Here is a 24,644-nt window from a genome sequence, read left to right as displayed (position 1 = left end):
TCAGGACCTGAAGAACGCCGCGTCCTGATCCTGCCGTCGGAACCGGCGCCTCCAGCTGCAGCGGAGGCGCCGCTTCCGTTTTCCCGCCCGGTCCGCGCGGGACCGGCGAGCCCACCTCCGCGGACCAGGCAGCCGGCCGGTCGTGGCTGTCGGCTGGAGGTCTCTCGGGGGCGTTGAGGCGCCCCTGGGACCGGCCGGCCAGAGTTCAGCCGGTGGTCAGGGGTGTCCCGGAGTGCTCGAGAGGGCTCTCGGGGCCAGCCCGGCGGTGCCGGCTGCTCGTGGTGCCGGCTGACCGAGCGCGGTTGATCTTGTGAGAAGTGTCAGTGGGTGCGGGCAGAATGTTCGGCGATGGCGAGCAAGGCTGTGCGAGCGGAGCGCGAGCCGGCGGAGAGTCTGCCGGTGGCGCGAGTGTGCGTCGATGTGCAGCTGCCGCACCTGGATCGCCCGTTCGACTATCTGGTCTCCAGCGCCGATGACGCGGCCGCGCAGCCGGGGGTGCGGGTCAAGGTGCGGTTCGCCGGACAGTTGGTGAGCGGGTTCCTGCTCTCCCGGGCCGAGGCGTCGCAGCATCAGGGCAAGCTGGCCTACCTGGAGAAGGTGGTCTCCCCGGAACGTGTGCTGGATCCGGAGATCATGCGGCTGGCCCGGGCCGTCGCGGATCGTTATGCGGGCAGCCTGGCAGACGTCCTGCGGCTGGCCGTGCCGCCCCGGCATGCCCGCGTGGAGGCCCAGGCGGGGTTGCGGGCGGAGATCGGGTCGGCGGGCGGGCAGGGGTTCCGGGAGCCGGCGGCCGGGGGCTGGGACTCGTATCCGGCCGGCCCGGCGTATCTGAAGGCGCTGGAGGATGGTCGCCCCGCCCGGGCGGTCTGGTCGGCGCTGCCCGGGGAGGCGTGGCCGGTCCGGATCGCGGAGGCCGCCGCGGCCACCGCGAGGGGCGGGCGGGGCGTCGTGATCGTCGTCGCCGACGCCCGGGATCTGGAGCGGGTCGACAAGGCGCTCGGCGAGGTGCTCGGCCCCGGGCGGCACGTCGCGCTCAACGCGGCGCTCGGGCCGGCCGAGCGTTACCGGCGGTTCCTGGCGGCCAGCCGGCATCAGGTGCCGGTGGTGGTGGGCACCCGGGCCGCGATGTGGGCGCCGGTGGCCCGCCTCGGCCTCGTGGTGATCTGGGACGACGGGGACGACCTGCACTCCGAGCCCCGTTCGCCCTATCCGCACGCCCGCGAGGTGCTGCTCACCCGTGCCCAGTTGGCCGACTGTGCCGCGCTGGTCGGCGGCTTCGCCCGTACCGGGGAGGCGCAACTGCTGCTGGAAACCGGATGGGCGAGGGAGATAGCGGCCGAGCGCGGTGTTCTCCGCCGGCGTCAGCCGGCGGTCTCACCGACCGGCGACGACCCGCAGCTGGCGCGCGATGCCGGCGCCGTGACCGCCCGCCTGCCGAGCGTGGCCTGGCAGGCGGCGAAGAAGGCGCTGGAGTCCGGCCGCCCGGTGCTGATCCAGGTGCCCCGGCGGGGCTATCTGCCGTCGGTGGCCTGTGCCGAGTGCCGCAGCCCGGCCCGATGCCCGAAGTGTTCCGGGCCGCTCGGCCTGCACAGCGCCCGCGACGTGCCGGTCTGCCACTGGTGCGGGGTGTCGTTCCCGGCGTATTCCTGCCCGTCCTGCGGCGAGCGGCGGCTGCGCGCCTCGGTGGTCGGGGCCCGGCGTACGGCGGAGGAACTGGGCCGGGCGTTCCCGGGTGTGCCGGTGCGGACGTCCGGGCGGGACGAGATCTTGGACACGGTTCCGGGCGGGCCGGCCATGGTGGTCGCGACGCCGGGGGCCGAGCCGGTGGCCGAGGGCGGATACGGCGCGGTGCTCCTGCTGGACACCTGGGCGCTGCTGAGCCGGGCCGACCTGCGGGCCGCCGAGGAGACCATGCGGCGCTGGCTGAACGCGGCGGCGCTGGCCCGCTCGGGGGCGGACGGCGGACGGGTGGTCGTGGTGGCGGACGGCTCACTGGCCCCGGTGCAGGCCCTGCTGCGCTGGGACCCGGGCTGGTTCGCCGCCCGTGAGCTGGCCGAACGCCGTGAGCTCGGCTTCCCGCCAGCGGCCCGGATGGCGAGCGTCACCGGTCCGGCGCCGGCCGTCGCCGAGCTGCTGACCCTCGCCGAACTGCCGGCCGGCACCGAGCAGCTGGGCCCGGTGCCGGCCGGCGACGACCAGGAGCGGATGCTGCTGCGGGTGTCCCGGTCCCGGGCGGCCGGCCTGGCGCACGCGCTGCACCTGGCCTCCGGGGTGCGCAGCGCGCGCAAGGCCGCGGTGCCGGTGCGCGTCCAGGTGGACCCGGCCGACCTCTTCTAGGTCCGTAGACTGTTGTGCAGCCGTTTCCAAGATTTAGGAGTTCCGCCGAGTGACCGTCCAGCCCATCCGTCTCTTCGGCGACCCGGTGCTGCGCACCGAGGCCGACAAGGTCGTCGACTTCGACAAGGAACTGCGCAAGCTGGTCAAGGACCTCACCGACACCATGCTGGACGAGGGCGGCGCCGGCCTGGCCGCCCCGCAGCTCGGCGTCGGCCTGCGCGTGTTCACCTTCGACGTCGACGACGTGGTGGGGCACATCGTCAACCCGGTGCTGTCCTTCCCCGACGCCGAGGAGCAGGACGGCCCGGAGGGCTGCCTCTCCATCCCGGGCGTCTACATCGACACCAAGCGCCGGCAGAACGTGGTGGCGAACGGTTTCAACGAGCACGGCGACCCGATCCAGCTGGTCGGCACCGGCCTGATGGCGCGCTGCGTGCAGCACGAGACCGACCACCTGGACGGGGTGCTCTTCCTGGACCGGCTGGACGTGGCGGCCCGCAAGGAGGCGATGCGGCAGATCCGCTCCGCGGAGTGGTACGACGCCGCCAAGCCTCCGACGATCAAGGAGAGCCCGCACGGCCGGGGCGTCTTCGGCGTGGGTCGGTGACCTGATGCGCCTGGTCTTCGCCGGCACGCCCGAGGTGGCGCTGCCCAGCCTGGACGCGATCGCCGCGTCCGGGCACGAGCTGCTCGCCGTGGTGACCCGCCCGGACGCTCCGGCGGGCCGGGGCCGCCGCCTGGTCCGCTCGCCGGCCGGCGCGTGGGCCGACGAGCGCGGCATCGAGGTGCTCACCCCGGAGAAGCCGCGCGAGCCCGCGTTCCAGGAGCGGCTGCGCGATCTCGCCCCGGACTGCGTCCCGGTGGTCGCCTACGGCGCGCTGGTCCCGCCGTCGGCGCTGGAGATCCCCCGGCACGGCTGGGTGAACCTGCACTTCTCGCTGCTGCCCGCGTGGCGCGGCGCCGCGCCGGTGCAGCACGCCGTGCTGCACGGTGACGAGGTGACCGGGGCCAGCGTCTTCGAGCTGGAGGCAGGCCTGGACACCGGCCCGGTGTACGGCACCCTGACCGACCAGATCCGGTTCAACGACACCGCCGGGGACCTGCTGGGCCGGCTCGCCCACGAGGGCGCCGGCCTGCTCGTCGCGGTGCTGGACGCGATCGAGGCGGGCACCGCCCGGGCGCACCCGCAGCCGCACGACGGGGTCAGCCTGGCGCCGAAGCTCACCACCGAGGACGCCCGGATCCGCTGGGCCGACCCGGCGTTCGCGGTGGACCGGCGGATCCGGGCGTGCACCCCGGCGCCGGGCGCCTGGACGACGCTGCGCGGTGACCGGCTCAAGCTCGGGCCGGTCCGGCCCATCGCCAACGCCGCACACCTCTCGCCGGGCGAGCTGCGGGTGGAGCGCGCCCAGGTGCTGGCCGGCACGGCCACCACGCCGGTGCAACTGGGCGAGGTCCGCGCGGCGGGCAAGAAACCGATGGCCGCCACCGACTGGGCGCGCGGCATGCGTATCGAGGCAGGGGAGAAGCTCGCATGACGGAACATCGGGCTTCACGGCCGCACGGGGCGGGCCCACGCCGGCCATCCGGGCCGGGGCATCCGCGGGACCAGCGTAGCGGCCGGGCGCCGCGGGGTGGCCGGCCGCCGGCCGACCCGGCACGCCAGGCGGCGTACGAGGCGATCGCCGCCGTGCACCGCGACGACGCGTACGCGAATCTGGTCCTCGCCGAGATCCTCGGCGGAATGGGCCTGCACGGGCGGGACGCGGCGTTCGCCACCGAACTGACCTACGGGACGCTGCGCGCGCTCGGCACCCTCGACCTGATCGTCGCCGCGGCGGCCGGCCGGGACGTGACCCGGATCGACCCGCCGGCCCGGGACGCCCTGCGGCTCGGCGCCTACCAGCTGCTCTACACCCGGGTGCCGCCGCATGCCGCGGTGAACCAGACAGTCGACCTGGTGCGCTCGGTGGCGCCGGGCGCGGCCGGCTTCGCCAACGCGGTGATGCGCACGATCTCCGAGACGGCGCTGGAGGCCTGGCTGGAGCGGATCGCCCCGCCGGCCGCCGAGGACCCGATCGGCAACCTCGCGGTTCTGCACCACCATCCGCAGTGGGTCGTCCGCGCGTTCAGCGAGGCCCTCGGCGGCGATCTGGAGGAGACCGCCCGGTTGCTGATCGAGGACAACCAGCCGCCGGCCGTGCACCTGTGCGCCCGGCCGGGGCGGGCCGACGCGGTGGAACTGGCCGACGAGGTGGACGGCGTGCCCGGGGCGTTCTCGCCGTACGCGGTCTACCTGAACGGCGGCGCGCCGCGTGAGCTGGCCGCGATCCGCGAGGGCCGGGCGCACGTCCAGGACGAGGGTTCCCAGCTGGTCGCGGCGGCGCTGCTGGCCACCCCGATCGAGGGCCGGGACACCCGCTGGCTGGACCTGTGCGCCGGTCCCGGCGGTAAGACCGGCCTGATCGGCGCGATCGCCGCGGGCCGGGGCGCCGAGGTGACCGCGGTCGAGGTGGCCGAGCACCGGGCCCGCCTGGTCGAGCAGGCCACCGAGGGCATGCCGGTGACGGTGTTCCCGATGGACGGGCGCTCGGTGGGCCGCGACCCGGACCTGCCCGAGGAGTCGTTCGACCGGGTGCTGGTGGACGCGCCGTGCACCGGGCTGGGCTCGCTGCGCCGCCGCCCCGAGTCGCGCTGGCGCCGGCAGCCGGCCGACCTGCCGCCGCTCACCCGGCTGCAGCGGGAACTGCTGGTCGCGGCGTTGCGGGCGGTCCGCCCGGGCGGCGTGGTGGCCTACGTGACGTGCTCGCCGCACATGGTCGAGACCCAGGTGACGGTGAGCGAGGGCGCCCGCCGCAGCGGTGTCGAGGTCGACTTCGTCGACGCCCGGCCGCTGCTGCCGCCGGGCATGCCGGGCCTGGGCGCCGGACCGACGGTGCAGCTCTGGCCGCACCGGCACGGAACCGACGCGATGTTCCTGGCGGTGCTGCGCCGGACGGCTTGACGCCTGACCCGCCCACCGGGCGGGCCCGGAGAAAGGCCGCACAACGGGCGCCTTCTCCGGCCGGCGCGGGCCGGGCCCCGGGGGTCCGGCTCCGCCGTCCACAGGCTGACGAGAGGCTCGGCGTGAGGCAATACACTGCATCGGTGACGTCATCGCCGATCATCGCGCCGAGCATTCTCGCCTCTGATTTCTCGCGGCTCGCCGACGAGGTGCACGCCATCGAGGGGGCGGCCGACTGGCTGCACGTGGATGTGATGGACAACCACTTCGTGCCGAACCTGACGATCGGCCTGCCGGTCGTGCAGAGCCTGCGCAAGGCCACCTCGATCCCGTTCGACGTGCACCTGATGATCGCCCACCCGGAGCGCTGGGCGCCGGGCTACGCCGAGGCCGGGGCGTACAACGTGACGTTCCACGCCGAGGCCTGCGACGACCCGGTGGGCCTGGCCAAGACGCTGCGCGCGGCGGGCGCCAAGGCCGGTCTGGCCATCGACCGGGACACCCCGGTCGAGCCGTATCTGGAGTTGTTGCCCTATCTGGACACCGTCCTGATCATGACGATCAAGGCCGGGTTCGGCGGCCAGAGCTTCCTGCCCGAGATGCTGGACAAGGTGCGTGACGTGCGGCGTCGCGTCTCCGTGGGGCACCTGGACGTGCGCGTCGAGGTGGACGGCGGCATCGCGGCGGACACCATCGAGCAGGCCGCCGAGGCCGGTGCCGACGCGTTCGTGGCGGGCACGGCCGTCTACGGGGCTGCCGATCCCGCCCAGGCGGTGCGTAAGCTTCGGGCACTGGCAGCCGAGCGCATGGGGATCTCGATGTGAGTACCGCCGAGCCGGGGCCCGCGGTGGACGACCTCGGGCCCGACGACGAGGAGCAGCGACCCGATCTCATCCTGGTCGTCGACGACGACCAGGACATCGCGAGCTTCGTCGAGTTCAACCTCAAGGTCCACGGCTTCGAGGTGATCCGGGCGCGGGACGGGCAGGAGGCGCTCGACATGCTGGAGACCCACCAGCCGGACCTCGCGATCGTCGACTGGATGATGCCGCGGATGGACGGGGTCGAGCTGATCCAGCAGCTGCGCGCCGACCCGCTGACCTCGGCCCTCCCGGTGATCATGCTGACCGCGAAGAGCATGACGATCGACAAGGTGGTCGGGTTGACCACCGGCGCCGACGACTACCTCACCAAGCCGTTCGACACCGCCGAGCTGATCGCCCGGGTCGCCACGACGCTGAAGCGCAACAAGGAGTTCCGGGAGGTCTCCCCGCTGACCGGCCTGCCCGGCAACGCCCGGGTGCGCCGCGAGATCGCGGACCGGATCCGGGGCGGCGGCGACTACTCGGTCGGCTACATCGACATCGACCGGTTCAAGAGCGTCAACGACGTGTACGGTTTCGATCGCGGTGACGAGTTCATCAGCGCCATGGCGCGCAGCCTCCAGCGGGCCAGCGCGTCCACCGGCAAGCCGTCGATCTTCCTGGGCCACATCGGCGGCGACGACTTCGTCTTCATCTGCCACCCCGACCAGGTGCTGCCGCTCACCAAGAGCATGGTCACCGACTTCGAGTCCGCGGCCGACCGGCTCTACGACCCGAAGGACGCGCAGCGCGGCTACATCGAGGTCCCCGACCGCCGCGGCAACAAGCAGCGGGCCGCCCTGGTCACGCTCTCCATCGGGGTCGCGCAGGCCACCGCGGGCGGCCGGCAGTTCGCCGACCCGCGGATGGTGATCGCGGTCGCCTCCGAGATGAAGAAGGTCGCGAAGTCCCAGCCGGGGTCGTATGTCGCGATCGACCGCCGCCGCGACAGCGAATGAGAAGATCACCTTCAGGGTCTTCAGGTCGTGCGTCCGCCGTGGTCCGGGCCACCGCTCATCGGTGGACCCTCACCGCCCCACCCGCCCTGTCCGGGGCCGGGTGAGGGATGTCCCGGGCCCACTGAGAATCCCCCTCGGCGCCGGCCGGGAGCGGGGTGCCCGGCGCGGATGATCAGGGGATTCGGGCCGGGGCGTAGGTGGGGACGTACTCCTGGCCGGTCAGGGATCGGATCGCGGCGGTCAGCTCGTCGGTGAGGCGGCGGGCGTCCCGGGCCGACTCCACCCTGACCGGGATGGCCGGCCCGAACGCCAGCGTGATCGGGTGCCGCCGGGGCAGGCGGCGCCCGGCGGGGCGGATCCGCTCGGTGCCCAGGATGCCGACCGGGACGACCGGGACACCGGCCTGCGCGGCCAGCCGGATCGCTCCGGTGCGACCCCGGTACAGGCGGCCGTCGGGCGAGCGGGTGCCCTCCGGGAAGACCGCGACCAGGCCGCCGGCCCGCAGGATCGGGACGGCGGCGTCGAACGCCGAGAGCACCGCCCGGCCACCGGCCCGCTCGACCGGGATGGCGCCCATGCCGGTCACCACCCGCCGGGTCAGCTTCCCGCGCAGGCCGGGGGAGCGGAAATACTCGGCCTTGGCCCAGAAGGCGACGTGCCGCGGCGTGTTGACGCCGAGGAACAGCTGGTCGGCGACGGCGTGGTGGTTGGCGCACAGGATCGCGCCGGAGTCGGCCGGCAGGTGCTCCAGGCCGGTGACGGTGGTTGGCCAGAACGTGCGCAGCAGGGCGCCGAGGGTGCGGTGGGCGCCGGCGTAGAGGGGTGGCATGCGGGTCATGGGCGGCCTTCCGGACCGAGGTGGGCGGCGAGGGTGGCATCGATGAACGGGGTGGGATCCGTGGCGCCGGTGGCCAGCGTCAGGGAGCCCCAGTTCCAGAGCTGAGCGGTGCCGTGCAGGGCCGACCAGATGGCGGCAGCGGTGACCCGGGCGGAGAACCGGGACGCCGGCCGGGCGGCCGCGACCAGGTCGGTGAGCAGGTGGAACAGGGGCAGGGACACGTCGCGCAGGCCCAGTTCTCCGCCGCTGGACAGCACGTCGTGCCGGAACATCAGCTCGAACATGCCGCGGTTGGTGGCGGCGAACCGTACGTACCGCTCGGCAATGGTCTTGATCTGTGCTCTCGGGTCCTGCGGCGCGGCCCGCAGGGCCGTCCACACCTGCTCGGACAGGTCGGCGAACCCGGACCGGGCAATGGCCGAGAGCAGCGACAGGTGGGTCGGGAAGTAGCGGCGCGGGGCGCCGTGCGAGACGCCGGCCCGGCGGGCGATCTCACGCAGTGAGAGCACTCCGGGGCCTTCCGTGCGCAATAATGCGGCCCCGACTCGCACCAGTCGATCCCGTAAGGCGTCGTCAGAGGACATAGACAGTGTCTACCAGAGCGCGTAGACACTGTCTACGGAAGATGCGCGGGCGAGAACGCTCTGACAATCTGCGGGTATGGACGTCGACGCGCTTCGTGCCGGCACTCCGGGCTGCCGGCACCGGATCCACCTCAACAACGCGGGGGCGGCGCTGATGTCGCAGACGACCCTGGACGCGGTCGTCGGGCATCTGCGGCTGGAGTCCGAGATCGGCGGCTACGAGGCGGCGAACGAGGCCGCCGGGCGGGTCGCCGCGGTCTACTCCGGGCTGGCCGAACTGCTCGGCGGGCGGGCCGGCGAGATCGCGCTCTTCGACAACGCGACGCACGCCTGGCAGGCCGCGTTCCACGCGGTGCCGCTACGGTCCGGCGACCGGGTGCTGACCGGACGCAACGAGTACGGCAGCAACGTCCTGGCGTACCTGCGGGCGGCGAAGCGGGTGGGCGCCGAGATCGTGGTGGTGCCGAACGACGGGCACGGGCAGATCGACACGTCGGCGCTCGCCGGGCTGATCGACGGGCGTACGAGACTGATCGGGTTGACCCACGTACCCACCGCCGGCGGGCTGGTCAACCCGGCGGCCGAGGTGGGCCGGATCGCCCGCGCCGCCGGCGTGCCGTACCTGCTGGACGCCACGCAGTCGGTGGGCCAGTTCCCGGTCGACGTCGAGGAGATCGGCTGCGACTTCCTCTGCGCCACCGGCCGCAAGTTCCTGCGCGGGCCGCGGGGAACCGGCTTCCTGTGGGTGCGCGAGGCGATCCTGGACCGGCTGGAGCCGCACGTCGTGGAGATCCAGTCGGCGGACTGGGACGGCGCCCGGGGCTTCAGCTGGGTGCCCGGGGCCCAGCGGTTCGCCACCTGGGAGCTGAACTACGCCGCGGTGCTGGGCCTCGGCGCGGCCGTCGACCAGGCGCTCAACCTGGGTCTGGACGAGATCGGCAAGCGGAACGCGGAGCTCGGCGACCGGATGCGCGGGCTGCTCGAGGACACCCCGGGCGTGACAGTGCACGACCTCGGGCAGCAGCAGTGCGCGATCGTCACCGCCGCCGTGCGTGGCGTCCCCGCCGAGCAGGTGGTGACCCGGCTGGCCGCCTCCGGGGTGAACGTGACCAGCACGGTGCCGGCGCACCAGCAGTTCGACACCGAGGACCGGAATCCGCCGCCGCTGGTCCGCTTCTCGCCGCACTACTACAACACCGAGGACGAGGTCGAGCACGCGGCGGCCCTGGTCGGAGCCATGATCGACAAGCTGTTGTGAGATCGGCGACGCACAGGGTGGCAAATCCGCGATCGCGTGCAAGACTCGGGGGTAACCCACCACGCGCTGGCGGGACTCGGTGAAATTCCGAACCGGCGGTGATCTGCTGCGCAGGCAGCGGTAAGCCCGCGACCCGGACGTCGAAGGACGCCCGGTGGACCTGGTGAGACTCCGGGGCCGACGGTTGATCGGGCGCAAGCTCGGTCAGACAGTCCGGATGGGAGACAGCGCGCGGATTCGGACGGGTGTGCCCTCAGCGGGGCCGCAACCGGACCGGGGTGCGCGAAGCGTACCCTCGGTGTCCGATTCCTGGCGTTTTTCTCCCTCAAGCTCGTCGCGCGTGATCAGGCCGCGCGACGTCAGCCGCGCGACTGGGCGCGGCACAGGCCGCGTGTGACCAGCCCGCGCGGCGACCAGCCGCGACCGGCCGCGGCGCGAGTCGCGTCTGACAGGGCCGCGCGGCGACCAGCCACGCGATCAGGCGCGGCGCGAGTCGCGTGGGACACGGCCGCGCGGCCCGCTCGCGCGGCGCACGGCGTGAGAGGACGAGACGCGGATGGTGACCGAGGACGAGGCGATGCGCCGCGCGATCGCGCTGGCCGGCCGGGGCCTCGGTACGACCAGCCCGAACCCGGTGGTCGGCTGCCTGCTGCTCGACTCGCAGGGCGAGGTGGTCGGCGAGGGCTTCCACGCGTACGCGGGCGGCCCGCACGCCGAGATCGTCGCGCTCGCCCAGGCCGGCGAGCGGGCCCGCGGCGGCACCTGCGTGGTCACCCTGGAACCGTGCGACCACACCGGTCGCACCGGCCCCTGCTCGGAGGCGCTGATGCAGGCCGGGCTGCGCCGCGTGGTGATCGCCGTCGACGATCCGGACCCGGTGGCCTCCGGGGGCGCCGCGACGCTGCGGGCGGCCGGCATCCAGGTCGAGACCGGGGTGCGCCGGGCCGAGGCGGAGCGGGGCAACATCGCCTGGCTGACCGCCGTGCGCCGCGGCCGGCCGTTCGTGACCTGGAAGTTCGCCGCCACGCTGGACGGGCGCTCGGCCGCCGCGGACGGGACCAGCCAGTGGGTCAGCTCCTCCGAGTCCCGCTTCGACGTGCACCTGCTGCGCAGCACCGTCGACGCGATCGTGGCCGGGGTCGGCACGGTGATCGCCGACGACCCGCAGCTCACCGTGCGGGACCTGCGTGACGGCTCGCTGGCGATCAAGCAGCCGCTCCGGGTGGTGGTGGACTCGCACGGGCGTACGCCGGAGGAGGCCCGCGTCCGCGACGCCGCCGCGCCCACCTGGATCGTGACCGCGGCCGAGGCCGGGAGCGGGCCGGACGGCCGCGTCGACCTGCACGCGCTGCTCACCGGTCTCTACGGGCGGGGCGTCCGCAACGTGCTGCTGGAGGGTGGCCCGACCCTGGCCGGCGCGTTCCTCGCGGCCGGACTGGTGGACCGGGTGATCGGTTACGTCGCGCCGAAACTGCTCGGCGCCGGCCGGTCGGCCCTGGTGGACGCGGGTGTCGGCACCATCGCCGACGCCCTGGAACTGGACTTCACCGACATCGCCCGGCTCGGCGGCGATCTGCGCTTCACCGCCACCCTCCGCCAGAAGCCCACCGACCACCCACCCGCCACCGGTGAGGCGGACTCCGGAGCCGTCCGGCCGCCCCAGGAATGAAAGGCCTTTGCTTATGTTCACGGGAATCGTCGAGGAACTGGGCGAGATCGTCCGCCGCACCGAGAGCGCCGAGGACTCCGCGGTCATCGCGGTCCGGGGGCCGCTGGTCACCTCGGACGCCCGCGAGGGAGACTCGATCGCCGTCAACGGCGTCTGTCTCACCGTTGTCGACAACGTGGACGGGGTGTTCACCGCCGACGTGATGGGCGAGACGCTGCGCCGCTCCTCGCTGGGCGCGCTCACGGTGGGCAGCAACGTGAACCTGGAGCGGGCCGCCGCGCTCGGCAGCCGCCTCGGCGGTCACCTGGTGCAGGGCCACGTGGACGGGGTGGCCGAGGTCGTCGGCCGCGAGCCGGCCGACCAGTGGGAGGTCGTCACGTTCTCGCTGCCCGCGGAGCTTTCGCGATACGTGGTCGAGAAGGGCTCGATCACGGTGGACGGGGTGTCGCTGACCGTCATGGCGGTCACCGACGACACCTTCTCGGTCGGGATGATCCCGGCCACCTCCAAGCACACGGTGCTGGGCAGCAAGGCCATCGGCGAGCCGGTCAACCTCGAGGTGGACGTGATCGCCAAGTACGTCGAGAAGATGCTGGGGAGCCGCAATGTCTGAGAGCATCGAGCGCGCGATCGCGGAGATCCGGGCCGGCCGCCCGGTGATCGTGGTGGACGACGAGGACCGGGAGAACGAGGGCGACCTCATCTTCGCGGCCGAGCACGCCACCCCGGAGCTGGTCGCCTTCATGGTCCGCTACACGTCCGGGTACATCTGCGTCGCGATCACCGAGAGCGAGGCCGACCGCCTGGACCTGCCTCCGATGTACCACACCAACCAGGACAAGAAGGGGACGGCGTACGCGGTGGCCGTCGACGCCCGGTCCGGGGTGACCACCGGCATCTCGGCGGCCGACCGGGCCCGCACGATCAGCCTGCTGGCGGCCTCCGACACCCAGCCCACCGACCTGTCCCGCCCGGGGCACGTGGTGCCGCTGCGGGCCAAGGCCGGTGGCGTGCTGCGCCGGCCCGGTCACACCGAGGCCGCGATCGACCTGGCGGTGCTGGCCGGGTGCCGCCCGTCCGGCGCGCTCTGCGAGATGGTCAACGACGACGGCACCATGCAGCGCCGCCCCGACCTGGAGAAGTTCGCGGCCGAGCACGACCTGGTGCTGATCACCATCGCCGACCTGGTGGCCTACCTGCGCGAGCGGGAGGGCAAGCAGGTCGAGCGGGTGGTGGAGACCACCATGCCGACCGAGCACGGCGTCTTCACGGCGGTCGGCTACCGGACGACGGCGGACCAGGGCGAACACGTGGCGCTGGTCTACGGCGACCTGACCGACGGCGAGGACGTGCTGGTCCGGGTGCACTCCGAGTGCCTGACCGGGGACGTGTTCGGCTCCCGGCGCTGCGACTGCGGCCCGCAACTGGACGCCGCGCTGGAGCGGGTCGCGGCGGCCGGCCGCGGGGTGGTGCTCTACATGCGCGGGCACGAGGGCCGCGGCATCGGGCTGCTGCACAAGCTGCAGGCGTACCAGCTGCAGGACCGCGGTTTCGACACGGTCGACGCGAACCTCGAGCTGGGCCTGCCGGCCGACGCCCGGGACTACGGCACCGGCGCCCAGATCCTGTACGACCTGGGCGTGCGCTCGATGCGGCTGCTCACCAACAACCCGGCGAAGCGGGCCGGCCTGGAGGGCTACGGACTGCGGGTGACCGGGCGGGAGGCGCTGCCGGTGCGGCTGCACCCGGAGAACGTCCACTACCTGCGTACCAAGCGGGACCGGATGGGCCACCTGTTCGAGGCGTTGGGCTGACTCGGGCCGGTTCTGCGGTGATGATGACGACAGAGGGGGAATAGCATGGCCGGCTTCGGTGATCCACACACCCAGCCCGTCGACGCGGCCGGGCTGCGGCTCGGCATCGTCGGCTCGCGCTGGCACAACGACCTGGTCGACCACATGATCGCGCGGGCCCGTGCGGCCGCCGAGGCGTGCGGCGTCACAGACGTCCTGGAGGCCCGGGTGGCCGGATCGGTGGAGCTGCCGGTGGTGGCCCAGGCGATGGCGAAACGCTGCGACGCGGTGGTCGCGCTGGGCGTGGTGATCAAGGGCGAGACGCAGCACTTCGAGTACGTGTGCGACGCCGTCACGACCGGCCTGACCCGGGTCGCGCTGGACGAGCAGACCCCGGTCGCGCACGGCGTGCTCACCGTGCACAGCCTCGGGCAGGCCCGGGACCGGGCCGGGCTGGAGGACTCGATCGAGGACAAGGGCTGGCAGAGCACGGTGGCCGTGCTCGACGCCGTGCTCGCCATCCGTGAGGTGCAGAAGAGCTGAGGTGTGCTTACCGGCTCTGCTTACCGGCTCTGCTTACCGGCTCTGCTTACCGGCGTCGCCTTCGGCTCGCGGCATGGCGCCCTTTGGGGCCGACGTCGAGAGGCCCGAAAACGACCACGCTTCGCTAGCCGTTTTCGGGCCTCTCGACGTCGGCGGGCGCCATGCGTGGTGGCTGGGGTCGGGGGACGGCCGGCTTTGTGGTGGGGTCGCGGGTGGTTCGGTCGGGCTGGCCCGGTTGAGGGTGGCCGGCTTTGTGGTGGGGGTCAGAGGCGGCCGGCTTCGATGATGCGGGACAGGAACTGACGGGTGCGGGCTTCGGTGGGGTCGCCGAGGACCTGGTCGGGCGGTCCGTGTTCGAGCACCCGCCCGGCGTCCAGGAAGGCGACCCGGTCGGCGACCTGCTTGGCGAAGCCCATCTCGTGGGTGGCCAGCACCATGGTCATGCCCTCGCCCTTGAGGTCGCGGATCATGGTGAGCACCTCGCCGACCAGCTCCGGGTCGAGCGCCGAGGTGACCTCGTCGAGCAGCAGCAGCCGCGGGTTGTTGACCAGCGCGCGGACGATCGCCACCCGCTGCTGCTGGCCGCCGGACAGGCCGTCCGGGAACGCCCTCGCCTTGTCCGCCAGCCCCACCCGTTCCAGCCAGTGCATGGCCTGCTCGCGGGCCTCGGCGGCGGCCCGCTTGTGCACGCGCGTGGGGGCCAGGGTGATGTTGTCCAGCACGGTCATGTGCGGGAACAGGTTGTAGGACTGGAACACCAGGCCGATCCGTTGCCGTACCAGATCGGGATTGATCTTCGGGTTGGTGATCTCCTCGCCGTCCAGGCGGATGATCCCGTCCTCGATCCCGGTGAGCAGGTTCACGCAGCGCAGCAGCGTCGACTTGCCCGAGCCGGAGGCCCCGATCAGCGCCACCACCTCGTGCTCCGCGACCTCCAGGCTGAGGTCGTCGAGCACCACGTGGTCGCCGAACGTCTTACGCACGCCGGTACAGGAGAGCAGCATCAGGTTCCCGCGTTCTGGGCTCGGGCGGCACGCAGCGTCACCCGGTCGGTGATCACGATCAGGGGCAGGGCGAGCAGGATGAACAGCACCGCGGCCACCACGTACGGCGTGAAGTTGGCGCTCCCGGCCTGGCCGATCTGGGCCGACCGGATCGCGTCGATCGGCCCGGCCAGCGAGATCAGCCCGACGTCCTTCTGCATCGACACCACGTCGTTGAGCAGCGGCGGCGCGACCCGGCGCACCGCCTGCGGCAGCACCACGTGCCGCATCGACTGGCGGTAGCTCAGGCCCAGCGACCGGGCCGCGGCGACCTGGCTGGGATGCACCGACTCGATGCCGGCCCGGAACACCTCGGCCAGGTACGAGCCGTACGTGATCACGATGGCCGCCCCGCCGAGCACCAGCACGTCCGGGGTGCCCTGCAGGCGCAGGCCGGGCAGGCCGAACGCGAACAGGTAGATCGTGATGATCAGGGGCAGACCGCGGAAGGTGTACGTGTACCCGGTCGCCAGCGCGCGCACCGGGAAGAACACCGGCCCGCGCAGCGTGCGCAGCACCGCCATGAGCAGGCCGAGCAGCAGCGCGAGCGGGGCGCAGACCAGGAACAGCTGGATGTTGAGCCAGAACCCGTCGAGGATGTCCGGCAGGTACTTCGTGGCGACGTCCGCGTTGAGGAACGACTGCCTGACCCGGGGCCAGCCGGGCGACCCGGTGACCCCGGCGACGATCAGGACGCCGACGACGACGGTGGAGAGGGCGGCGAGCAGGACCGAGCGGACCGCCTGCCGGCGGCGGAAGGCGATCCGCTCCTGCTGCCGCTCACTTGGCGCGTAGGTCACTTGAGCTCGGGTGCTCCGGCGTCGGACAGCCAGGTCTTCTCCAGGACCGCGAGGGTGCCGTCCTGGCGCAGCTGGTCGACCGCCTTGCTGACGCAGCCGGTCAGCTTCGAGCCCTTGTCCAGCACCAGGCCGAACTGCTCGGGCACGCCGACCTGGCCGAGCTGGCCGAGGATCACGCCGTCCTTCAGCTCCGCGGCCGTCATGTAGAACGCGGTGGGCAGGTCCACCACGATGCCGTCGACGGTGCCGTTCTCCAGCGCGGCCTTGGCGTCGTCGTTGGTGTTGAACACCGACGGCTTGGCGGACGGCTTGATGATGTCGGTGATCGCCTGGTAGCTGGTGGTGCCGACCTGGGCGCCCAGCTTCGCGCCGGCCAGGTCGGCCAGCGAGCCGGCGTCCGCGATCTTCGACTTCTTCGTGGTGATCACGGTCTGCCGGACCAGGTAGTACGGCGAGGAGAAGTCGACCGCCTGCTTGCGCTCGTCGGTGATGGAGAACTGGTTGATGTCGAAGTCGAACGTCTTGGGGCCGGGCGCGATGGCGTTGTTGAACGTCACAGACGTCCAGACGACGTTCTCCGGGGTGTAGCCGAGGCGCTTGGCGACCTCGTAGGCGACCGCGGACTCGAAGCCCTTGCCGCTGGCCGGCTTGTTGTCGGAGAACCACGGCTGGTACGCCGGGTTGTCGGTACCGATCGTGATCTTGCCGGACGTGACGGTGCCGAGCGCCCCGGAGGGGCAGGCGTCAGCGGCGGAGGAGGAGGGGGATGCGGACGTGGTGGTGTCGTCCTCGACCGGGGAGCAGGCCGTGACGGTGGCGAGCGCGAGCGTGGCGCCGCCGACGAGGAGGGGGGTGAAACGGCTGACCATGCCGGGCAGCTTAGGAGACGTCCCACGGGCTGGGGCCGTTCGTAGTCGGACCGTAATGAGCTGCAACAATCGTCTCCCGTGAAGACGTTCGAAGAACTGTTCGCCGAGTTGCAGCGCAAGGCGGCGGAACAGACCCCCGGTTCGGGCACGGTCGCCGCGCTCGAACGCGGAGTCCACTTCATCGGGAAGAAGGTCGTCGAGGAGGCGGCCGAGTCCTGGATGGCCGCCGAGCACGAGGGCCCCCAGCGGGCGGCCGAGGAGATCTCGCAGCTGCTCTACCAGGCACAAGTCCTGATGATCGCCACCGGTCTCGAACTCAAGGACGTGTACCGACATCTCTGACGTGCGCCCCTATCCGTCCGTTGAGAACGAAGGAGCACGTCCATGCTGCGCATCGCCATTCCGAACAAGGGCACCCTCTCCGCGCCGGCCTCGCAGATGCTGAAGGACGCCGGTTACCGTCAGCGCACCGACCCCAAAGACCTGGTCTGCCGTGACGAAGCCAACAACGTCGAGTTCTTCTACCTGCGGCCACGCGACATCGCCACGTACGTCGGCTCGGGCGATCTGGATCTCGGCATCACCGGCCGGGACCTGCTGGTCGACTCCGGGGTGCCGGCCACCGAGCTGCTCGACCTGAACTTCGGCGGCGCCACGTTCCGCTGGGCCGCCCCGGCCGGGACGCTGACCTCGGTGGACCAGATCGGCGGCAAGCGGATCGCCACCGCGTACCCCGGCGTGGTCGGCAGTTATCTGGCCGAGCACGAGCTGAAGGCGGACGTGGTCCGCCTGGACGGCGCTGTGGAGAACGCGGTCCGGCTCGGCGTCGCCGACCTGATCGCCGACGTCGTGGAAACCGGTGCGACGCTGCGCCAGGCCGGCCTGGTGACGCTCGGCGAGCCGCTGATGCGCTCGTCGGCGATCCTGATCGGACGGCGGATCGAGCCCCCGGCCGGCGCCACCCAGCTGCTGCGGCGGCTGCACGGCGTGCTGGTGGCCCGCAGTTTCGTGATGCTCGCCTACGACGTCCGCGCCGACCTGCTCGATCAGGCCACCGCGCTGACCCCGGGCATCGAGTCGCCGACGGTCTCCCCGCTGCACCGCGAGGGCTGGGTGGCCGTGCAGGCGATGGTCCAGCGCAGCCAGGTGCACAAGGTGATGGACGAGCTGTACGAGCTCGGCGCGCGTGCCATCCTGGTGACGGACATCGCGAATTGCAGGTTGTGATGAGTGACGTAGCTTTCCGCCCGCAGAAGATCCGCTGGGTCGCCGGCTCGCTGGCGCTCGGCGTGGTGGTGCTGTTCACAGCGCTCAGCTTCGGGCTGCACGGACAGGCCGGTTTCGAGAACGCCGGCCAGGTCGGCTCGGGCAGTTTCCAGCGTGGCGACCAGGCCGCCATGATCGGCCTGGGCGTGCTGATCGCGCTGGGCATCCTGGCGTTCTGCCGGCCCCGGGTCACCGCCGACGACCAGGGCGTGCACGTGCGCAACGTGGTCGGCGGCTACGACCTGCCGTGGAGCGTGGTGCGCGCGGTGCGCTTCGACCGCAACGCGGCCTGGGCGTCGCTGGAGCTGCTCGATGACGAGCAGGTGTCGATCCACGCGCTGCAGGCGGTCGACAAGGACTACGCGGTGGACGGGGTGCGTACGCTGCGGGCCCTGCACTCGGCCGCCCAGGCCTGACCGGCGCACCGGCCGGAGGGCCCGGGAGGGCGTACCCGGACCGGCGCGGCGGCCTGGTAGACTGGCGGGCAGTCGACCACGTCCAGCCTCGTGCTGGGCGCGAAAGAGGAGCCCGCCGGTTCCCACCCGAGTCACCGACTGTGGCCGGGTCCGGTCATCCGAACAGGGAATATTTCCTGTCCGGGGCGCGTCCTCCCATGGACGTCGATGACCGGTCGAGCGGGCCTCGGCGTGCGCGAAAGCGCACCTCGAGGCCTTCTGCTTTCCCGGCCGTTCCCGCCGTCTGCGGGGAACGGTGGACCGGGGCCGACCGACATTGGCAGATATAGGTACGTTCTGAGGAGGCCCCATCAGCGTCGAACCACGCGTGAACGAACAGATCCGGGCTCGTGAGGTCCGTCTGGTCGGTCCGGAGGGTGAGCAGGTCGGCATCGTGCCGCTCGAGCGCGCGCTCCAACTGGCCGCGGACGTGGACCTGGACCTGGTCGAGGTTGCTCCGATGGCCCGGCCGCCGGTGTGCAAGCTCATGGACTTCGGCAAGTTCAAGTACGAGAGCGCACTGAAGGCCCGCGAAGCGCGGCGCAACCAGCAGCAGACCGTCATCAAGGAAATGAAGCTTCGGCCGAAGATCGACCCGCACGACTACGAGACCAAGAAGGGTCACGTGGTGCGGTTCCTCAAGGCGGGCGACAAGGTCAAGGTGACGATCATGTTCCGCGGCCGCGAGCAGAGCCGCCCCGAGCTGGGCTTCCGGCTTCTCCGCCGGCTCAGCGAGGAGATCTCCGAGCTGGGCTTCGTGGAGGCCAGCCCGAAGCAGGACGGCCGGAACATGATCATGGTGCTGGCACCGCACCGGGCCACCAAGGCCGCCGCGGTCGCCGCCACCGCGGCCGGCGGAAAGCCCGTCCGTGAGCAGCGCGAGGGCGACGGTGCCGAGGTTCCGCCGGCCGCCACTGCCGACAGCACCGCAGAATAGACAGATTTTCCCCGTGTCCCCCCGGGTAGCGGGGAAAGATCAGAAAGAGGCGTTCTAAGTGCCGAAGATGAAGAGCCACACCGGCATGGGTAAGCGGGTGAAGGTCACCGGCAAGGGCAAGATCGTGCGGGAGCAGGCCGGCAAGCGCCACCTGCTGGAGCACAAGTCCTCCCACGTTACGCGCCGGATGACCGGCACTGTGGTCGTGGCCAAGGCGGACACCGCCCGTGTGAAGAAGCTTCTGGGCCGCTGACGCGCGCCTGACACGTTCCCCTGTAAGGAGTAACAGAAATGGCACGCGTCAAGCGGGCGGTAAACGCCCAGAAGAAGCGCCGCACCCTGCTCGAGACCGCGAGCGGCTACCGCGGTCAGCGCTCCCGGCTGTACCGCAAGGCCAAGGAGCAGGTGCTGCACTCGATGCAGTACTCGTACCGCGACCGCCGTGACCGCAAGGGCGACTTCCGCCAGCTGTGGATTACGCGCATCAACGCGGCGGCCCGGGCCAACGGCCTGACCTACAACCGCCTCATCCAGGGTCTGAAGCTGGCTGAGGTCGAGGTCGACCGCAAGATCCTGGCCGACCTGGCGGTCAACGACGCGACCGCGTTCGCGGCCATCGTCGAGGTCGCCCGCGCGGCCGTCGCGGCCGAGGGCACCGGCGGCGCCGCCGCTCAGGCTGCCTGAGTCCGCACGTTTTCCGAGACGCCCCCCGAGAGATCGGGGGGCGTTTCCCGTTCCAGAGTCGGAGCAGATGTTCACTCCTCGTACCCCTCGCATCGTCGCGGCCCGGCGCCTGCAGCGCCGCAAGGACCGGGACCAGGCGGGCCGGTTCCTCGCCGAAGGGCCGCAGGCCGTGCGCGAGGCCCTCGCCGCCGGCGCCGTGCTCGAACTGTTCGGCACCCCGGCCGGACTGGACCGGCACGCCGAACTCGCCGCGCAGGCGCCCGAGGTCTCGCCGGTCACCGACGAGGCCCTGGCCGCGCTCGCCGAGACGGTCAGCCCGCAGGGCCTGGTCGCGCTCTGCGAGCAGGTGCACGTGCCGATCGCCGCGGCGCTGGCCAAGCAGCCCAAGCTGGTCGCGGTGCTCGCCGGGATCCGGGACCCGGGCAACGCCGGCACGGTGCTGCGCACCGCCGACGCGGCCGGCGCCGAAGCGGTGATCTTCGCGGGGGACGCGGTCGATCCGTACAACGGCAAGTGTGTACGGGCCTCGGCCGGCTCGCTCTTCCACGTGGACGTGGTGCGCGCCCCGCTCGACGTGCTCGGCCTGCTGCAGGACTCCGGCCTGCAGGTGCTGGCGACCAGCGGGACCGGCTCCGACGACGTGGACTCGCTGCTCGACGGCGGCCTGCTGAGCGGGCCGACCGCGTGGCTGTTCGGCTCCGAGGCGCACGGCCTCCCGGACACCCTGCTGGCGAGCGCGGACCGGCGGGTGCGCGTGCCGATCCACGGCGGCGCGGAGAGCCTCAACCTCGCCGCGGCGGCCGCCGTCTGTCTCTACGCGAGTGCCCGCGCCCAACGCTGAGGGGTAGACTGGCCGCCATGTCAGGTCCGAGGGAACTGTTTATCCGGCCCGCTGGTCGCGGGCGCCGGATCTGACGCATCTGCGCGAACCCTCCCGACCGGCGGGCTGCGGCTCAGCCGTGCCTCCGTACACTGCCCGATGGCAAATCCGGTGTGAGGGAGTTCGCCCGACCATGTCCTACCGCAACGATCCGTACGATCCGAAGCAGGCCGTCCTGCTGGCGCCGGAATCGCTCGAGGCCGCCGTCGCCGACGCCGAGAAGGCGTTCGCGCGGGCCACCGACCTCGACGCCCTGGCGGCGCTGAAGCCGGCGCACCTCGGCGACCGCTCGCCCGTGTCGCTGGCCCGCCGGGAGATCGGCTCCCTGCCGCCGGCCGCCAAGTCCGACGCCGGCAAGCGCGTCAACGTGGCGCGGCAGGCCGTCCAGGGCGCCTACGACGCGCGCCTCGCCGAGCTCGAGGCCGACCGGGCCGCCCGGGTGCTGGTCGAGGAGCGGGTCGACGTCACCCTGCCGTGGACCCGCCGCCCGCGCGGCGCCCGCCACCCGCTGACCACGCTGATGGAGCACATGGGCGACGTCTTCGTCGGCATGGGCTACGACATCGTCGACGGTCCCGAGCTGGAGCTGGAGTGGGCCAACTTCGACGCGCTCAACATCGGCCCGGACAACCCGGTGCGCGGCGCCTCCGACACGTTCTTCGTGGACCTGCCCGGCCTGGTGATGCGCACCCACACGTCGCCCGGCCAGGTACGCACCATGCTCACCCGGACGCCGCCGATCCACATCGTCAGCCCCGGCCGGGCGTACCGGACCGACGAACTGGACGCCACCCACAGCCCGGTCTTCCACCAGATCGAGGGCCTGGTCATCGACGAGGGCATCACGATGGCCCACCTGCGCGGCACGCTCGACCACTTCGCCCGGGCGATGTTCGGCCCGGACGCGCGGACCCGCTGGCGGCCGCACTACTTCCCGTTCACCGAGCCCTCCGCGGAGTTCGACGTCTGGTTCGCCCAGCACCGGGACGGGCCGCGCTGGGTGGAGTGGGGCGGCTGCGGCATGGTCAACCCGCGGGTGCTCACCGCCTGCGGCATCGACCCGGCCAAGTACTCCGGGTTCGCCTTCGGCATGGGTGTCGAGCGGACCCTGATGTTCCGCAACGGCGTGAGCGACATGCACGACATGGTCGAGGGCGACGTGCGGTTCACCACGAACTTCGGAATGGAGTCCTGACGCGATGAAGACGTCACTGTCGTGGCTGCGCGAGTACGTCGAGCTGCCCGCGGACCTCACCGCCGAGCGGCTCGACCTGGCGCTGACCAACCTCGGCATGGAGGTCGAGTCGATCGTCGACCAGGCCGCCACCGTCCAGGGCGACCTGGTCGTCGGCCGGGTGCTGACCATCGAGGAGCTGACCGGGTTCAAGAAGCCGATCCGGTTCTGCACCGTGGACGTCGGCCGGGACACGCCGCAGGAGATCGTCTGCGGCGCCCGCAACTTCGCCGAGGGCGACCTCGTGGTGGTCGTCCTGCCCGGCGGGGAGCTGCCGGGCGGCTTCCGGATCGGCGCCCGGAAGACGTACGGGCGCAACTCGCACGGCATGATCTGCTCCGCCGCCGAGCTCGGGCTCTCCGGCGACCACTCCGGCATCATCGTGCTGCCGGTGGGCGCGGCGGCGCCGGGCAGCGACGCGCGGCCGGTGGTCGGGCTCGACGACGTGCTGGTCGAGGTGGAGGTCACGCCGGACCGCGGGTACGAGATGAGCGTCCGGGGCATCGCCCGGGAACTGGCGACGCACTTCGGCGTCGCGTACACCGATCCGGCGGCCCTGCCCTTCCAGGCGGCCACCGCCGACTCGCCGTGGCCGGTCGCCGTCGAGGACACCGTCGGGTGTGACCGGTACTCGGCGCGCGTCGTACGCGGCATCGACCCGGCCGCGCAGTCGCCGGAGTGGATGCAGCGCCGCCTGATCCAGGCCGGCATCCGGGCCATCTCGCTGCCTGTCGACATCACCAACTACCTGATGCTCGAACTCGGCCAGCCGATGCACGTCTTCGACCTGCAGCGGCTGAGCGGCGGGCTGGTCGTGCGGCGCGCCCGGCCGGGCGAGAAGCTGACCACCCTGGACGGCGTCGCGCGGGTGCTCGACGCCGAGGACATGGTGATCTGCGACGAGACCGGCCCGATCTCGCTGGCCGCGGTGATGGGCGGCGAGACCAGTGAGTGGCAGGAGGGCACGGTCGACGTGCTGCTCGAGGCCGCCCACTGGGACCCGGTGATGGTCGGTCGCACCGCCCGGCGGCACAAGCTGTTCAGCGAGGCGGCCAAGCGCTGGGAGCGCGGCGTCGACCCGCAGCTCACCCTGCCGGCGCTGGAGCGGGCCGTCGCGATCCTGGTCGAGCACGCCGGCGGCACCGTCGACGAGCGCGTCCTCGACCTCGACCACGTGGCCCCGCCCGCCGCCATCCACCTGCCGGCCGACCTGCCGTCCCGGATCATCGGTCTGCCTTACGGGCCGGACCGGATCGCCGAACTGCTGACCGCTGTCGGCTGCACGGTGGCCGGCAGCGACGTCGTCCCGCCGACCTGGCGGCCCGACCTGCTGACCCCGATCGACCTGGTCGAGGAGGTGGCGCGGCTGGGCGGCTACAACGACATCCCGAGCGTGCTGCCGCCCACCGGCGCCAGCAACGGCCTCACCCCGGCGCAGCGCCGGCGCCGTTCGATCGGCCGCGCGCTGGCCGAGAACGGCTACGTCGAGGTGCTGTCCTACCCGTTCGTCGCGCCCGGTGTCGCGGACCAGCTCGGCCTGCCCGCCGACGACCCGCGGCGCAGCGCGGCGCGGCTGACCAACCCGCTCTCCGAGGAGGAGCCGCTGCTGCGGACCAACCTGCTCGGGCCGCTGCTCGGCACGCTCAAGCGCAACCTGGGCCGCGGCCATCGGGACGTCGCGCTCTTCGAGGCCGGCACGGTGTTCCTGCCGCACCTGACCGCGACCGCGCCGCCGGTGCTGGGCGTGGACAGGCCCCCCACCGCCGAGGAGTGGGCGCAGGCCAACGCCATCGTCCCGGAGCAGCCGTGGCACCTGGCCGCGGCCCTGGCCGGCGACGCCGAACCGGCCGGCTGGTGGGGCTCGGGCCGCCCGGCGACCTGGGCGGACGCCGTCGAGGCGGCGCGCGTCGCGCTCAGTGCGGCGGGCGTTCCCGCCGGCCGGGTCACGGTCACCGCGGGGGTGCGGGCGCCCTGGCATCCGGGCCGGTGCGCGGAGATCCGGGTGGACGGCGAGGTCGTCGGCCACGCGGGCGAGCTGCACCCGGCGGTGATCTCCGCGCTGGAGCTGCCGAAGCGGACCAGCGCCATGGAGCTCGACCTGGACGCCCTGCCGGACGCCCCGGTCGTCGACGCCCGGCACATCTCCACGTTCCCGCCGGCGCTGATCGACGTGGCCCTGGTCCTGGACGCGACGGTGCCGGCCGGCGAGGTCCAGGCCGCTCTGGCCGAGGGCGCGGGGCAGCTGCTGGAGTCGGTCTCGCTCTTCGACGTCTACGAGTCGGCCCAGCTCGGGGAGGGGAAGCGGTCGCTGGCCTACAAGCTGACGTTCCGCGCCCCGGACCGCACGCTGACGTCCGAGGAGACGATCGCGGCGCGGGATGCCGCGGTCGCGGTCACGGCTTCCCGTTTCGGCGCCACGCTGCGCGGCGCCTGACCACCGACAAGTCCGCGGCTGCCACCCCTGGCGTCCAGCTGAGCGGTCCCGGCCGGCCGCCAGGGGTGTCTCGCAGGGTTCGAGTCACTCCTGGCGTCCAGCTGAGCGGGCTCGGTGGCGGCCGTCGGGCTGAGGACCTTCCTTCCCCGTCGCGCGCACCGCGAGTCGGACACCGGCGGGGGGAACAGTCACCG

General features: G+C 72.5%; 25 protein-coding genes and 1 riboswitch. Of the genes, 20 read left to right on the top strand and 5 right to left on the bottom strand.

Annotated elements, in window-relative coordinates; genetic code table 11:
• Positions 1 to 348: 348 nt before the first annotated feature.
• The 6 genes from Asi03nite_RS28460 to Asi03nite_RS28435 all read left to right on the top strand — a co-directional run bounded on the left by Asi03nite_RS28460 (position 349) and on the right by Asi03nite_RS28435 (position 7,163).
• Positions 349 to 2,337 (top strand): primosomal protein N', encoded by a 1,989-nt coding sequence (locus Asi03nite_RS28460; RefSeq protein ID WP_203683551.1) that lies wholly within the window; start codon positions 349 to 351, stop codon positions 2,335 to 2,337.
• A 49-nt stretch (positions 2,338 to 2,386) separates the two neighbouring features.
• A complete protein-coding gene (gene def, locus Asi03nite_RS28455; protein ID WP_203683550.1) occupies positions 2,387 to 2,944 on the top strand; it encodes a peptide deformylase in 558 nt (185 codons plus the stop codon).
• Positions 2,945 to 2,948: 4 nt separating this feature from the next.
• On the top strand, positions 2,949 to 3,875 hold the full coding sequence (gene fmt, locus Asi03nite_RS28450; RefSeq protein WP_203683549.1) for a methionyl-tRNA formyltransferase: 927 nt from the start codon (positions 2,949 to 2,951) through the stop codon (positions 3,873 to 3,875).
• Positions 3,872 to 5,341: an RsmB/NOP family class I SAM-dependent RNA methyltransferase gene (locus tag Asi03nite_RS28445; RefSeq protein WP_203683548.1), complete on the top strand. Its 1,470-nt coding sequence runs from the start codon at positions 3,872 to 3,874 to the stop codon at positions 5,339 to 5,341. The genes fmt and Asi03nite_RS28445 overlap by 4 nt, the downstream gene beginning before the upstream one ends.
• A gap of 143 nt (positions 5,342 to 5,484) precedes the next feature.
• Complete coding sequence (rpe, locus tag Asi03nite_RS28440) at positions 5,485 to 6,165, top strand: ribulose-phosphate 3-epimerase (protein WP_203683547.1); 681 nt, start codon at positions 5,485 to 5,487, stop codon at positions 6,163 to 6,165.
• A complete protein-coding gene (locus Asi03nite_RS28435; RefSeq protein WP_373872180.1) occupies positions 6,162 to 7,163 on the top strand; it encodes a GGDEF domain-containing response regulator in 1,002 nt (333 codons plus the stop codon). The genes rpe and Asi03nite_RS28435 overlap by 4 nt, the downstream gene beginning before the upstream one ends.
• A 172-nt stretch (positions 7,164 to 7,335) precedes the next feature.
• Here Asi03nite_RS28435 and Asi03nite_RS28430 read toward each other — a convergent pair whose 3' ends face one another.
• Together Asi03nite_RS28430 and Asi03nite_RS28425 are read right to left on the bottom strand one after the other, a co-directional pair.
• A complete protein-coding gene (locus Asi03nite_RS28430) occupies positions 7,336 to 7,992 on the bottom strand; it encodes a lysophospholipid acyltransferase family protein (RefSeq protein ID WP_203683556.1) in 657 nt (218 codons plus the stop codon).
• A gap of 5 nt (positions 7,993 to 7,997) precedes the next feature.
• On the bottom strand, positions 7,998 to 8,585 hold the full coding sequence (locus Asi03nite_RS28425) for a TetR/AcrR family transcriptional regulator (protein WP_203683546.1): 588 nt from the start codon (positions 8,583 to 8,585) through the stop codon (positions 7,998 to 8,000).
• A gap of 76 nt (positions 8,586 to 8,661) precedes the next feature.
• Between Asi03nite_RS28425 and Asi03nite_RS28420 the strand changes: the two genes are divergently transcribed.
• The 5 genes from Asi03nite_RS28420 (at position 8,662) to ribH (ending at position 13,848) form a co-directional block, all read left to right on the top strand.
• Complete coding sequence (locus Asi03nite_RS28420; RefSeq protein WP_203683545.1) at positions 8,662 to 9,843, top strand: aminotransferase class V-fold PLP-dependent enzyme; 1,182 nt, start codon at positions 8,662 to 8,664, stop codon at positions 9,841 to 9,843.
• Between the two features lie 61 nt (positions 9,844 to 9,904).
• Positions 9,905 to 10,076: riboswitch (FMN riboswitch) on the top strand.
• Between the two features lie 323 nt (positions 10,077 to 10,399).
• The gene (gene ribD / locus Asi03nite_RS28415) at positions 10,400 to 11,512 is read left to right on the top strand and encodes a bifunctional diaminohydroxyphosphoribosylaminopyrimidine deaminase/5-amino-6-(5-phosphoribosylamino)uracil reductase RibD (RefSeq protein WP_203683544.1); all 1,113 of its coding nucleotides are present in this window, start codon (positions 10,400 to 10,402) and stop codon (positions 11,510 to 11,512) included.
• Positions 11,513 to 11,525: 13 nt separating this feature from the next.
• A complete protein-coding gene (locus tag Asi03nite_RS28410; RefSeq protein WP_203683543.1) occupies positions 11,526 to 12,125 on the top strand; it encodes a riboflavin synthase in 600 nt (199 codons plus the stop codon).
• Positions 12,118 to 13,326: a bifunctional 3,4-dihydroxy-2-butanone-4-phosphate synthase/GTP cyclohydrolase II gene (locus tag Asi03nite_RS28405; protein ID WP_203683542.1), complete on the top strand. Its 1,209-nt coding sequence runs from the start codon at positions 12,118 to 12,120 to the stop codon at positions 13,324 to 13,326. Before Asi03nite_RS28410 ends, Asi03nite_RS28405 begins: the two co-directional genes overlap by 8 nt.
• Positions 13,327 to 13,371: 45 nt before the next feature.
• Positions 13,372 to 13,848 carry a 6,7-dimethyl-8-ribityllumazine synthase gene (ribH, locus tag Asi03nite_RS28400; protein ID WP_203683541.1) on the top strand — a complete coding sequence of 159 codons (477 nt, stop codon included), beginning with the start codon at positions 13,372 to 13,374 and terminating at the stop codon, positions 13,846 to 13,848.
• A gap of 263 nt (positions 13,849 to 14,111) precedes the next feature.
• Here ribH and Asi03nite_RS28395 read toward each other — a convergent pair whose 3' ends face one another.
• The 3 genes from Asi03nite_RS28395 to Asi03nite_RS28385 are packed head-to-tail and all read right to left on the bottom strand — an operon-like array spanning position 14,112 to position 16,560.
• A complete protein-coding gene (locus Asi03nite_RS28395) occupies positions 14,112 to 14,852 on the bottom strand; it encodes an amino acid ABC transporter ATP-binding protein (protein ID WP_203683540.1) in 741 nt (246 codons plus the stop codon).
• On the bottom strand, positions 14,852 to 15,691 hold the full coding sequence (locus Asi03nite_RS28390) for an amino acid ABC transporter permease (protein ID WP_203683539.1): 840 nt from the start codon (positions 15,689 to 15,691) through the stop codon (positions 14,852 to 14,854). The genes Asi03nite_RS28395 and Asi03nite_RS28390 overlap by 1 nt, the downstream gene beginning before the upstream one ends.
• Positions 15,688 to 16,560 carry an ABC transporter substrate-binding protein gene (locus Asi03nite_RS28385; protein ID WP_203683538.1) on the bottom strand — a complete coding sequence of 291 codons (873 nt, stop codon included), beginning with the start codon at positions 16,558 to 16,560 and terminating at the stop codon, positions 15,688 to 15,690. Before Asi03nite_RS28385 ends, Asi03nite_RS28390 begins: the two co-directional genes overlap by 4 nt.
• A 78-nt stretch (positions 16,561 to 16,638) precedes the next feature.
• Here Asi03nite_RS28385 and Asi03nite_RS28380 point away from each other — a divergent pair, with 78 nt between their 5' ends.
• The 9 genes from Asi03nite_RS28380 to pheT all read left to right on the top strand — a co-directional run bounded on the left by Asi03nite_RS28380 (position 16,639) and on the right by pheT (position 24,450).
• On the top strand, positions 16,639 to 16,902 hold the full coding sequence (locus Asi03nite_RS28380; RefSeq protein WP_203683537.1) for a phosphoribosyl-ATP diphosphatase: 264 nt from the start codon (positions 16,639 to 16,641) through the stop codon (positions 16,900 to 16,902).
• A 42-nt stretch (positions 16,903 to 16,944) separates the two neighbouring features.
• A complete protein-coding gene (gene hisG / locus Asi03nite_RS28375) occupies positions 16,945 to 17,787 on the top strand; it encodes an ATP phosphoribosyltransferase (RefSeq protein ID WP_203683536.1) in 843 nt (280 codons plus the stop codon).
• On the top strand, positions 17,787 to 18,242 hold the full coding sequence (locus Asi03nite_RS28370) for a PH domain-containing protein (RefSeq protein WP_203683535.1): 456 nt from the start codon (positions 17,787 to 17,789) through the stop codon (positions 18,240 to 18,242). The genes hisG and Asi03nite_RS28370 overlap by 1 nt, the downstream gene beginning before the upstream one ends.
• A 367-nt stretch (positions 18,243 to 18,609) precedes the next feature.
• Positions 18,610 to 19,218 (top strand): translation initiation factor IF-3, encoded by a 609-nt coding sequence (gene infC, locus Asi03nite_RS28365; protein ID WP_203683534.1) that lies wholly within the window; start codon positions 18,610 to 18,612, stop codon positions 19,216 to 19,218.
• 58 nt (positions 19,219 to 19,276) lie between these two features.
• A complete protein-coding gene (gene rpmI / locus Asi03nite_RS28360) occupies positions 19,277 to 19,471 on the top strand; it encodes a 50S ribosomal protein L35 (protein WP_043528306.1) in 195 nt (64 codons plus the stop codon).
• Between the two features lie 38 nt (positions 19,472 to 19,509).
• Positions 19,510 to 19,902: a 50S ribosomal protein L20 gene (gene rplT, locus Asi03nite_RS28355; protein WP_203683533.1), complete on the top strand. Its 393-nt coding sequence runs from the start codon at positions 19,510 to 19,512 to the stop codon at positions 19,900 to 19,902.
• Between the two features lie 67 nt (positions 19,903 to 19,969).
• Positions 19,970 to 20,743 carry a TrmH family RNA methyltransferase gene (locus Asi03nite_RS28350; RefSeq protein WP_203683532.1) on the top strand — a complete coding sequence of 258 codons (774 nt, stop codon included), beginning with the start codon at positions 19,970 to 19,972 and terminating at the stop codon, positions 20,741 to 20,743.
• A gap of 172 nt (positions 20,744 to 20,915) precedes the next feature.
• Positions 20,916 to 21,977 carry a phenylalanine--tRNA ligase subunit alpha gene (pheS, locus tag Asi03nite_RS28345; protein ID WP_203683531.1) on the top strand — a complete coding sequence of 354 codons (1,062 nt, stop codon included), beginning with the start codon at positions 20,916 to 20,918 and terminating at the stop codon, positions 21,975 to 21,977.
• 4 nt (positions 21,978 to 21,981) lie between these two features.
• Positions 21,982 to 24,450, top strand: coding sequence for a phenylalanine--tRNA ligase subunit beta (pheT, locus tag Asi03nite_RS28340; RefSeq protein ID WP_203683530.1), 2,469 nt, complete (start codon positions 21,982 to 21,984; stop codon positions 24,448 to 24,450).
• The last annotated feature ends 194 nt before the right edge of the window (positions 24,451 to 24,644 follow it).

Origin of the sequence: Actinoplanes siamensis, from assembly GCF_016862395.1 — a bacterium.
GTDB lineage: Bacteria > Actinomycetota > Actinomycetes > Mycobacteriales > Micromonosporaceae > Actinoplanes > Actinoplanes siamensis.
Note: the sequence above shows the minus strand (reverse complement) of the source record. Positions and strands in the feature narration are given on the sequence as shown.

Excerpts from the sequence above, each read along its gene's own strand:
- Asi03nite_RS28460 (WP_203683551.1), top strand. The coding sequence starts at position 349 with ATGGCGAGCAAGGCTGTGCGAGCGGAGCGCGAGCCGGCGGAGAGTCTG.
- fmt (WP_203683549.1), top strand. The coding sequence starts at position 2,949 with ATGCGCCTGGTCTTCGCCGGCACGCCCGAGGTGGCGCTGCCCAGCCTG.
- Asi03nite_RS28445 (WP_203683548.1), top strand. The coding sequence starts at position 3,872 with ATGACGGAACATCGGGCTTCACGGCCGCACGGGGCGGGCCCACGCCGG.
- Asi03nite_RS28430 (WP_203683556.1), bottom strand. The coding sequence starts at position 7,992 with ATGCCACCCCTCTACGCCGGCGCCCACCGCACCCTCGGCGCCCTGCTG.
- Asi03nite_RS28425 (WP_203683546.1), bottom strand. The coding sequence starts at position 8,585 with ATGTCCTCTGACGACGCCTTACGGGATCGACTGGTGCGAGTCGGGGCC.
- Asi03nite_RS28420 (WP_203683545.1), top strand. The coding sequence starts at position 8,662 with ATGGACGTCGACGCGCTTCGTGCCGGCACTCCGGGCTGCCGGCACCGG.
- ribD (WP_203683544.1), top strand. The coding sequence starts at position 10,400 with ATGGTGACCGAGGACGAGGCGATGCGCCGCGCGATCGCGCTGGCCGGC.
- Asi03nite_RS28410 (WP_203683543.1), top strand. The coding sequence starts at position 11,526 with ATGTTCACGGGAATCGTCGAGGAACTGGGCGAGATCGTCCGCCGCACC.
- Asi03nite_RS28405 (WP_203683542.1), top strand. The coding sequence starts at position 12,118 with ATGTCTGAGAGCATCGAGCGCGCGATCGCGGAGATCCGGGCCGGCCGC.
- ribH (WP_203683541.1), top strand. The coding sequence starts at position 13,372 with ATGGCCGGCTTCGGTGATCCACACACCCAGCCCGTCGACGCGGCCGGG.
- Asi03nite_RS28395 (WP_203683540.1), bottom strand. The coding sequence starts at position 14,852 with ATGCTGCTCTCCTGTACCGGCGTGCGTAAGACGTTCGGCGACCACGTG.
- Asi03nite_RS28385 (WP_203683538.1), bottom strand. The coding sequence starts at position 16,560 with ATGGTCAGCCGTTTCACCCCCCTCCTCGTCGGCGGCGCCACGCTCGCG.
- hisG (WP_203683536.1), top strand. The coding sequence starts at position 16,945 with ATGCTGCGCATCGCCATTCCGAACAAGGGCACCCTCTCCGCGCCGGCC.
- Asi03nite_RS28370 (WP_203683535.1), top strand. The coding sequence starts at position 17,787 with ATGAGTGACGTAGCTTTCCGCCCGCAGAAGATCCGCTGGGTCGCCGGC.
- rplT (WP_203683533.1), top strand. The coding sequence starts at position 19,510 with ATGGCACGCGTCAAGCGGGCGGTAAACGCCCAGAAGAAGCGCCGCACC.
- Asi03nite_RS28350 (WP_203683532.1), top strand. The coding sequence starts at position 19,970 with ATGTTCACTCCTCGTACCCCTCGCATCGTCGCGGCCCGGCGCCTGCAG.
- pheS (WP_203683531.1), top strand. The coding sequence starts at position 20,916 with ATGTCCTACCGCAACGATCCGTACGATCCGAAGCAGGCCGTCCTGCTG.
- pheT (WP_203683530.1), top strand. The coding sequence starts at position 21,982 with ATGAAGACGTCACTGTCGTGGCTGCGCGAGTACGTCGAGCTGCCCGCG.